The organism is Cellulomonas sp. A375-1, from assembly GCF_001040865.1.
Classification (GTDB): Bacteria; Actinomycetota; Actinomycetes; order Actinomycetales; family Cellulomonadaceae; genus Cellulomonas; species Cellulomonas gelida.
Genome location: NZ_LFKW01000033.1, coordinates 6,455 through 14,660, shown reverse-complemented (window position 1 = coordinate 14,660; position 8,206 = coordinate 6,455). Strand labels below are relative to the sequence as shown.

Below are 8,206 nucleotides of genomic sequence, written 5' to 3'. Positions count from 1 at the left end.
GCGGGCGACCCGTCCACCGCCGAGGCCGTGCTGTTCTGGGTGCTCGCGCCGATCATGGTGATCGCCGCGTTCGGCCTGCTGTTCGCGCGCAAGGCCGTGCACGCCGCGCTGTGCGTGATCCTCGTGATGATCAGCCTGGCGTTCCTGTACGTCACGCAGGGCGCGGTGTTCCTCGGCGTCGTGCAGGTCGTCGTCTACACGGGCGCGATCATGATGCTGTTCCTGTTCGTGCTGATGCTCGTCGGCGTGAGCTCGGCCGACTCGCTGGTCGAGACCATCCGCGGCCAGCGCTGGATCGGCTGGCTCGCGGGGCTCGGCCTGCTCGTCGTCCTGGCGGGCGTGATCGGCACCGCCACGTACCCCGACCCGGTCGGTCTGGGCACGGCGAACGAGAGCACGAACCCCCGGGGCATCGCGCACCTGATCTTCGGTCAGTACGTCTTCGCGATGGAGGTCGTGGGCGCGCTGCTCGTGACCGCGGCGCTCGGTGCGCTCGTGTTCACGCACCGTCGTCGCCTGACGCCGCGCCTCGGTCAGCGCGAGCGCGCCGACGCGCGCGTGCGCGCCGGGCAGACGCTGGCCCCGCTGCCGGCTCCGGGTGTGTACGCCAAGCACAACGCGATGGACGTCCCCGCGCTCGACCCGTACGGCCGCCCGATCACGAGCTCGGTGCCGCGCGTGCTGCGCGTGCGCGGCCAGGAGGCCGACGCCGCCGAGTACGCCGCACGCATCGACCGGGTGATCGCGGGCAAGTCGGCCGTCGAGCGCGGCGCCCTCGGGTACGAGGAGCAGCACCAGACCCCGCCGCCGCAGGCCGACCCGGCCGGCGCGTCGGTCGGCGCACCGCAGATCGGCGACGCGGTCGCGGGCGTGGACGCCTCGGCGCCGGACTCGGAGGAGGGCAAGTGACGCTCACCCACTACCTCGTGCTCTCGGGGATCCTGTTCTCCGTCGGCAGCGCGACGGTCCTGCTGCGCCGTAACGCGATCATCGCGTTCATGGGCGTCGAGCTCATGCTCAACGCCACGAACCTGGCCCTGGTGACGTTCTCGCGCATGCACGGCGAGCTCACCGGGCAGGTGCTCGCGTTCTTCGTCATGGTCGTGGCCGCCGCCGAGGTCGTCGTCGGCCTGGCGATCATCGTGGCGATCTTCCGTACTCGTCGATCGGCCTCGATCGACGACGTCAACCTCCTGAAGAGCTGAGGGAGCGCGCGTGCACACCCTGACCTCTGTCGCCGACGGGCTCGTCCCCGCGGTGACGCTGGCCACCGAGACCGTCTCCCCGGTGGGGGAGACCGTCAGCGGAGGGATCTTCGCCGTGGCGCCGCTGCTCGTCGGGCTCCCGCTGGCGTCCGCCGCGATCCTGCTGCTGCTCGGCCGTCGTGCCGACCGGTGGGGTCACTGGCTCGGCGTGCTGGCGTCCGGCGGCGCGTTCGTCGTCGGGCTGCTGACCTTCCTGCGGATCCTGGACCGCCCGGCCGACGAGCGCGTGCTCGACGTCCACCTCGGGACCTGGATCGACGCGGGCGCGTTCCACCTCGACGCGGGCATGCGGCTCGACCCGCTGTCCCTGACGTTCGTGCTGCTGGTGACGTTCGTCGGCACGCTGATCCACGTCTACTCCGTGGCGTACATGGACCACGACGCGGACCGGCGCCGGTTCTTCGCCTACCTCAACCTCTTCGTCGCGGCCATGCTCGTGCTGGTCCTGGCGGACTCGTTCCTCCTGCTGTTCGTCGGCTGGGAGGGCGTGGGTCTGGCCTCGTACCTGCTCATCGGCTTCTGGAACCACCACATGCCCTACGCGGTCGCCGCCAAGAAGGCGTTCGTGGCGAACCGCATCGGTGACGTCGGGCTGCTGATCGCGATGGGGCTGATGTTCGCGCACTTCGGGGCGCTGGACTTCGCGACCGTCCTGGACGACCCGGGGGCCCACGCGAGCGAGGGCACGCTGACCGCGATCGGGCTCATGCTGCTGCTCGCCGCGTGCGGCAAGTCGGCGCAGTTCCCGCTGCAGTCCTGGCTCGGCGACGCGATGGCGGGCCCGACGCCGGTGTCCGCGCTCATCCACGCCGCGACCATGGTCACGGCGGGCGTCTACCTCATCGTGCGCTCCGGCGGCGTGTTCGAAGCGGCGCCCACCGCGCAGCTCGTCGTCGTGATCATCGGTGCGATCACGCTGCTGTTCGGGGCGATCGTCGGCTGCGCGAAGGACGACATCAAGAAGGCGCTCGCCGCGTCGACGATGTCGCAGATCGGCTACATGGTGCTCGCCGCGGGCCTCGGCCCGATCGGCTACGCGTTCGCGATCTTCCACCTGGTCACGCACGGCTTCTTCAAGGCCGGCATGTTCCTCGGCGCGGGCTCGGTCATGCACGGCATGGACGACCAGGTCGACATGCGGCGCTTCGGCGGCCTGGCCCCGTACATGAAGATCACGTGGATCACGTTCATGATGGGCTGGCTCGCGATCCTCGGCATCCCGCCGTTCGCCGGGTTCTTCTCCAAGGACAAGATCATCGAGGCGGCGTTCATCCCGACCGACGGCGCGCAGTGGCGCGCGTGGGTGTTCGGCACCGTGACGCTGCTGGGCGCCGGGATCACCGCGTTCTACATGTCGCGCCTGTTCTTCATGACGTTCGAGGGCGAGCGCCGTTGGACGACGAAGAAGGACGGCTCGGAGCAGCACCCGCACGAGTCCCCGGCGCTCATGACCTGGCCGATGATCATCCTGGCCGTCGGCTCCGTGGGTCTGGGTCTCGTGCTCTCGCTGGGCGGCCGCTTCGTCGGCTGGCTCGAGCCCGTGACCGGGCACGCCGAGCACGGCGAGCCCGTGCTGCCGGCCTGGCTGCTGATCGCGCTCACGCTCACCGTCGTGATCGCGGGCCTCGTGCTCGCGTGGCGCCGCTACGCGGTCTCGACCGTGCCGGTCGTGCCGCCGCTCGGCACGTCGCTCACGCGTGCCGCCCGCGTCGACCTGTACCAGGACGCGGTCAACGACGCGGTGCTCGTCGAGCCCGGCCAGCACCTGACCCGGTCCCTGGTCTACGCCGACCACGCGGTCGTCGACGGTGGGGTCAAGGGCCTCGCGCACTCGACCGTCGGCCTCGGCAGCCTGCTGCGCCGCGCGCAGACCGGTTACGTCCGTACCTACGCCGCGACGATGCTCGGAGGCCTGCTGGTCCTCCTGGTCGTCGTGCTCGTCGTCCAGAGCTGAGGAGAGCGATGTCGCCCGACTTCCCCTGGCTGACCACGCTCATCGCGTGGCCGGTCCTCGGTGCGCTGCTGCTGTGGTTCGCGCCGAAGGCGCTGCGCCCGCGTGCGCGCGTCCTCGCCCTGGGCATCGCGCTCGTCGAGCTCGTCGTCGTGGTCCTCGCGATCTCCGCGTTCGACACCGGGACCGCCGGCGCCGTCCAGCTGTCCGAGACGCACCAGTGGATCCCCGCGATCGGCGCGTCCTACGCGGTCGGCGTCGACGGGGTCGGCCTCGCGCTGATCGCCATGTCGGTGCTGCTCGTGCCGCTCGTCGTGCTGGCGGCGTGGCGCGAGCAGGGCTCGGACGCGGCGTCGTCCGACTCGCTGCGCAAGTACCTGGCCCTCGTGATCGTGCTCGAGGCGTTCATCGTCGCGGTGTTCGCCGCGCGCGACGTCTTCCTGTTCTACGTCCTCTTCGAGGCCATGCTCATCCCGGTCTACTTCATGATCGGCGGCTTCGGGGGAGCGGGCCGGCGCTACGCCGCGGTCAAGTTCCTGCTGTTCTCGCTCGCGGGCGGCCTGATCATGCTGATCGGCGTGATCGCCCTGTACCTGCAGGGACCGGGCGGCCCGGACGGCTTCCTCACGGAGAAGCTGACCGGGGTGACGCTCGACCCGACCACGGAGAAGTGGCTGTTCGTGGCCTTCTTCATCGCGTTCGCGATCAAGGCCCCGATGTTCCCGGTCCACACGTGGTTGCCCGACGCGGCCGAGCAGGCTCCGGCAGGGACCTCGACGCTGCTCGTCGGCGTGCTCGACAAGGTCGGCACCTTCGGGATGCTCACGCTGTGCCTGCCGCTGTTCCCGAACGCCTCGCGCTGGGCCGCGCCCACCGTGATCGTGCTGGCCGTGGTCTCGATCCTGTACGGCGCGCTGCTCGCCATCGGCCAGAAGGACCTGCTGCGGCTCATCGCGTACACGTCGGTGTCGCACTTCGGGTTCATCGTGCTCGGCATCTTCGCGTTCACGTCGACGTCGATCGCGGGCTCGTCGTTCTACATGGTCAACCACGGGCTCTCGACGGGCGCGCTGTTCCTGCTCGCCGGGTTCCTCGTCGCGCGCCGCGGGTCGCAGCAGATCGCCGACTTCGGCGGCCTGGCCAAGGTCGTGCCGGTGCTCGCCGGTCTGTTCCTGGTCTCGGGCCTCTCGGCGCTCTCGCTGCCCGGCCTGTCGACGTTCGTGTCCGAGTTCATGGTCATAGTCGGGACGTTCGCGCGGCACCCGGCCGCCGCGATCGTCGCGACGCTCGGCGTGGTGCTCGCCGCGATCTACGTGCTGTGGACCTACCAGCGGATCTTCTCGGGACCCCCGCGCGACGAGTTCTCCGGCATGCGTGACGTCAGCGCGACCGAGCGCTGGGCCGTGGCCCCGCTCGTCGCGGCGATGCTCGTGCTCGGCTTCGTCCCGGCCCCCGCGCTCGACCTCGTGCGACCGCCCGCCTCCGTCACCCTCGACGTCGTCGGGGTGCAGGACGTCCCGTCCGTTGCTCTCGAAGGGAGCGACCAGTGACCTTCACGGCACCGGACATCGCGTGGGGGGCACTGTCCCCCGTGCTGATCGTGCTCGCGGCCGGCGTGCTCGGCGTGCTCGTCGAGGCGTTCGTGCCCGACCGCGTGCGTCGCCCCGTGCAGCTCGTGCTCACGTTCGGCGCGCTCGTCGGCTCGATCGTCGCCGTCGCGGCGCTGTGGAGCGGCGTGCGGTCCAGCGGCGGGCGCGACGTGCTCGAGGGCTCGTTGCTCGTCGACGGGCCGACGCTCGTCCTGCAGGGCGCGCTCGGCGTGCTCACGCTGCTCGCGCTGCTCGTCGTCGCCGACCGCACCGCCACGGGCGAGGACGCGTTCGCGCCGAGCGCCGCGTCCGTCCCCGGGTCGGAGTACGAGGACCTCGCGCGGCGCAAGGGCATCACGCAGACCGAGGTCTACCCGCTCCTGCTGCTGGCCACCGGCGGCATGATGATCCTGCCCGCGACGGGCGACCTGCTCACGCTCTTCGTCGCGCTCGAGGTGCTGTCGCTCCCGCTGTACCTGCTCACGGGCATGGCGCGGCGTCGTCGCCTGCTGTCGCAGGAGGCCGCGCTCAAGTACTTCCTGCTCGGCGCGTTCGCCTCGGCGCTGCTGATCTTCGGCGTCGCACTGCTCTACGGGTACGCCGGATCGCTGCGCTACTCCGACATCGCCGCCGCGGTCGCGACCCCGTCGGCGCTCGACCCCCTGCTGCTCGTCGGCGCGGTGCTGCTGCTCGTCGGCCTGCTCTTCAAGGTGGGTGCGGTGCCGTTCCATGCGTGGACGCCCGACGTCTACCAGGGTGCGCCCACGCCGATCACCGGTTTCATGGCCGCGTGCACCAAGATCGCCGCGTTCGGCGCGCTGCTGCGCGTCTACTACACGGTGTTCCCCGGCCTGCAGTGGGACCTCGACGTGGTCCTGTGGACCGTCGCGATCGCGACGATGGTGCTCGGCACGGTCGTCGCACTCGTGCAGACCGACGTCAAGCGCCTCCTCGCGTACTCCTCGATCGCGCACGCGGGCTTCGTGCTCACCGGTGTCATCGCGCTCGACGACGCCGGCATCAGCGCGGTGCTGTTCTACCTGCTGGCGTACGGCGTCGCGACGATCGGTGCGTTCGGCATCGTGTGGCTCGTGCGCGAGCGCAGCGTCTCGGCCGCGTCGGACGACGACGAGAGCGACGAAGCCCTGCGCGCGTCGGTGCTCGGCGAGGCGACCCACCTGTCCCAGTGGGCGGGCCTGGGCCGGACGAGCCCGGTGCTCGCCGGCGCGTTCGCGCTGTTCCTGCTCTCGTTCGCGGGCATCCCGCTCACGGCCGGGTTCATCGGGAAGTTCGCGGTGTTCTCCGCGGCGGTCGAGGGCGGCGCGTGGCCGCTCGCGCTCGTCGGCGTGCTGAGCTCGGCCGCCGCCGCGTTCTTCTACGTGCGCATCATCGTGCTGATGTACTTCACGTCGCCTGCGCACGAGTCGGCGCCGGACGCGCCCGGCGCCGTCGAGGCGGGTGCTCCGACCGCCGGTGCGGACGTCGCGCTCACGACCGACGACGGCGCCGGCGCCGTGGCGACGCTCGTCGTGGCGCCCGCGCCGACGACCACGACGACGGTCGTGCCGTCGGAGGGTCTCGCGGCGGTCGCGATCGGCGTCTGCGCGCTCGTGACGGTCGTGCTGGGCGTCTTCCCGACGCCCGTGCTCGACCTCATCTCCGACGTCGCGCGGTTCCTGCCCTGATCCCCGCGGCCCGTCCGGCCCGGCTTGTCCGGAGTGTCCCGACCCCCCGGGGCGCGGTGCGGAAGCACGCGCCCCGGCGGGATAGGTTCGTCCCGTGACTTCGACCGCGGCCATCCCCCTGGCCGACCCGGCCCTGGCTGATCGCCTGACCTCGCGCCTCGCCCTCGTGGAAGAGGCGCTGCGTGACGCCGTCGCGCACGCGGACGCCCTCGCCGACGACGCCTCCCGGCACCTCGTCAACGCAGGCGGGAAGCGGCTGCGGCCGCTGCTGACCCTGCTCGTCGCCGAGCTGGGCGACGGGACGCGACGGGAGGTCGTGGACGCGGCTGTCGTCGTGGAGCTCACGCACCTCGCGACGCTGTACCACGACGACGTGATGGACTCCGCTCCGCTGCGTCGCGGGGCGCCGTCCGCGCACGAGGTGTGGGGCAACTCGGTGGCGATCCTCACCGGCGACCTGCTGTTCGCGCGCGCGTCGTCGACCGTCGCCGGGCTCGGCCCGGAGGCCGTCCGGATCCAGGCCCGCACCTTCGAGCGGCTCTGCCTGGGCCAGCTGCACGAGACCGTCGGGCCGCGCGACGGCGACGACCCCGTGGAGCACTACCTGCAGGTGCTCGCCGACAAGACCGCCTCGCTGCTCGCGACCTCGGCCCGGCTCGGCGCGATGTTCGCGGGATGCACGCCGGCCGTCGTCCACACGGTCACCGAGTTCGGCGAGCGCATCGGCGTCGCCTTCCAGCTCGCCGACGACGTCATCGACCTGACCGCCGACGGCGCGCTGACCGGCAAGACGCCGGGCACCGACCTGCGCGAGCGCGTCCCGACGATGCCGGTGCTGCTGCTGCGCGCGCGGTGCGCGAGCCCCGACGCGACGGACGAGGACCTGGCCCTGCTCGCCCGGCTCGACGGCGACCTGACCGACGACGCCGCACTGGCGTCGGCCGTCACGGCGTTGCGCGAGCACGCGGTGGTCGGGCAGACCCGGGACCGGGCCGTCGCGCTCGCGCGTGACGCCGTGCGCGTGCTCGAGCCGCTGCCCGCGGGCCCGGTCAAGGATGCGCTCGTGTCGTTCGCCGACGCGCTCGTGGACCGCGCCTCCTGACTCCGGGCCCTCTCCGAGGGCCCGCGACGCCCCGCCGCGCCACCTGGACGTGTGAACACCCGCGGGTCGGGGCGCCCATCTCTGGCACGATGCTCGCGGCGGGCATCGTGGCAAGCGCGTGACCGACCGGCCCGAGCGGAAGGGGACGTGGTGAGCGCGAGACTGTGCAGCACGTGCGGCGCGGAGCTCGACAGCGGCGCGATGTTCTGCGCCGAGTGCGGCGCGCGCGTCACGGCGGTGCCCCCGTCGCCCGTCGTGCCCTACCCGCACGCGGCGGCGCCGTACACGCCGCTGCCGCCCGTGCCGTCGTCCGGGCCGGTCGCGCCCGCGCCGGGTCCCCTGGCCACGAGCCAGCCGCCGCCCGGACCGCACGCCGCGCCCGTCGCCCCGGCACCAGGCGGCGCCGGCCTGATGCCCCCGCCGCCACCCGCCGCAGGACCGACCGGTGCAGGACCGGCTGGGGCAGCGCCGGCCGGCTCCGCACCTGCGGGCTCGATGCCGACGAGCGCTGTTCCGACGAGCGCTGTCCCGACGAGCACTGCTCCGACGAGCGTTGCTCCGACCGGCGTTGCTCCCACCGGTGCCGTGCCCTCGAGCGGTGCACAGGCTGGGTC

The 8,206-nt window shown here is 72.3% G+C and carries 7 protein-coding genes; all 7 read left to right on the top strand.

The genetic code is table 11. From position 1 onward, the window contains the following. A partial coding sequence (locus CWIS_RS03680; protein ID WP_082156188.1) for an NADH-quinone oxidoreductase subunit J occupies positions 1-909 on the top strand: 909 nt, incomplete at its 5' end. Continuing rightward, a complete protein-coding gene (gene nuoK, locus CWIS_RS03675) occupies positions 906-1,205 on the top strand; it encodes an NADH-quinone oxidoreductase subunit NuoK (protein ID WP_048341894.1) in 300 nt (99 codons plus the stop codon). The genes CWIS_RS03680 and nuoK, both read left to right, overlap by 4 nt. A gap of 10 nt (positions 1,206-1,215) precedes the next feature. Beyond that, positions 1,216-3,219, top strand: a complete 2,004-nt coding sequence (gene nuoL / locus CWIS_RS03670) for an NADH-quinone oxidoreductase subunit L (protein WP_048341893.1) — start codon at positions 1,216-1,218, stop codon at positions 3,217-3,219. An 8-nt stretch (positions 3,220-3,227) separates the two neighbouring features. After that, positions 3,228-4,766, top strand: a complete 1,539-nt coding sequence (locus CWIS_RS03665) for an NADH-quinone oxidoreductase subunit M (RefSeq protein ID WP_048341892.1) — start codon at positions 3,228-3,230, stop codon at positions 4,764-4,766. Then, on the top strand, positions 4,763-6,490 hold the full coding sequence (nuoN, locus tag CWIS_RS03660) for an NADH-quinone oxidoreductase subunit NuoN (protein WP_048341891.1): 1,728 nt from the start codon (positions 4,763-4,765) through the stop codon (positions 6,488-6,490). Before CWIS_RS03665 ends, nuoN begins: the two co-directional genes overlap by 4 nt. Before the next feature lie 94 nt (positions 6,491-6,584). Then, positions 6,585-7,592: a polyprenyl synthetase family protein gene (locus tag CWIS_RS03655; RefSeq protein WP_048341890.1), complete on the top strand. Its 1,008-nt coding sequence runs from the start codon at positions 6,585-6,587 to the stop codon at positions 7,590-7,592. A gap of 51 nt (positions 7,593-7,643) precedes the next feature. After that, the coding region (locus CWIS_RS19815; RefSeq protein ID WP_197080749.1) for a zinc ribbon domain-containing protein at positions 7,644-8,206 on the top strand (563 nt) is incomplete at its 3' end.